The organism is Shewanella sp. 11B5, from assembly GCF_002836795.1.
Taxonomy (GTDB): domain Bacteria; phylum Pseudomonadota; class Gammaproteobacteria; order Enterobacterales; family Shewanellaceae; genus Shewanella; species Shewanella frigidimarina.
In genome coordinates this window covers 1-1,152 of the sequence record NZ_PJAP01000156.1, presented here as the reverse complement: position 1 = coordinate 1,152, position 1,152 = coordinate 1, and the positions used below count along the sequence as shown (strand labels likewise).

General features: G+C 37.5%; 1 protein-coding gene. It reads right to left on the bottom strand.

Translation table 11 applies throughout. From position 1 onward, the window contains the following. Positions 1 to 1,068: methyl-accepting chemotaxis protein (locus tag CXF78_RS01300; protein ID WP_102035747.1), on the bottom strand; the 1,068-nt coding region annotated here is incomplete at its 3' end. Positions 1,069 to 1,152 lie beyond the last annotated feature (84 nt).

Genomic DNA, 1,152 nt, shown 5'->3' with positions numbered 1-1,152 from the left:
GGTTTCAGCTTGATGTAATTCGTGGACTAAACTTTGTGTTTGTTCAACGGTTTGTTGCATCAATTTTTGATTCTGTTCCGCTTGATGTTTTACATTAGCGGCCCCGTCAGCTGCATCTTGTGTATTTCGTGCCATTTCTTGGCTAGTCGACAACATCTGGTTGATAGCTGCGGCGACGCTTTGAGTTTCACTATGCACTTGATTCGCACTTTGATTCGATGACTTTACGGTGTCTAATAAATGTATGGCTTCATTATTTAAGGTATGCCCGAGCGGTTGCAAATTAGCCACCATATTGGCAATTTTAATCACAAACTGATTGAATGCATCTGCTAATTTGGCTACTTCATCATTACCTTCGGTAGACAAGCGTTGGGTCAAGTCACCTTCACCTTTGGCTATCTGTTCCATCGCATCGATAGTGACGTTGAGAGGTTGGGTAATAGAATGATTCAGCAATAAAAAGAACCCAAAAATAGGCACTGAAATAATCATCATGATAATAAAATAGTCAATAATGATACCCGTCATGCTTTCATTAACATCGTTGACGTTAGCTTGAGTGATTAAGGTCCAATCAAGGGCTGAATAATATTGCGCTACTGCTAATACTGTTTGTGGCCGATTTTGTTGATCAACAATAGCTAGTTCAGCCTGTGCGAGGTTATTTTTTTTGGCGCTGGCGAACAACTGTTGGTATGAATTGGATCCGTTGAATGTTGCTAAATTGGAGAGGGGCTTGCCGACTGAGTTTTGATTTAATGGATTAACAATAATGCGATCTTGGTTATCAACAATGATAAAAGCTTGATGATCATTAACTTCAATTTTACTGGCAAATTGGCTTAATATTTCAACCGTAGCATCCGGTTTGGCCAATTTAAACGCATCTAGAGTGCTACTTAATTGGTTTACTTGCCCACTTATCTGCTTATATTTTTCTTCGATTAAATGATCGTATTGTTCTTTAATTGAAAAAGAACCGAAAACCACAGTACCTACAGCGGCTAAAGCTAACATAATGAATAAGCGCTTTAAAATGGTTAAACGCCTTAATAATCCAATCATTATCTGTCCTAATTCAAAGTATCCATACAAAGTGAAGCAATTATAATGAAAATTTCAAAAAACATAAGCTTGAAAGATTGTTTT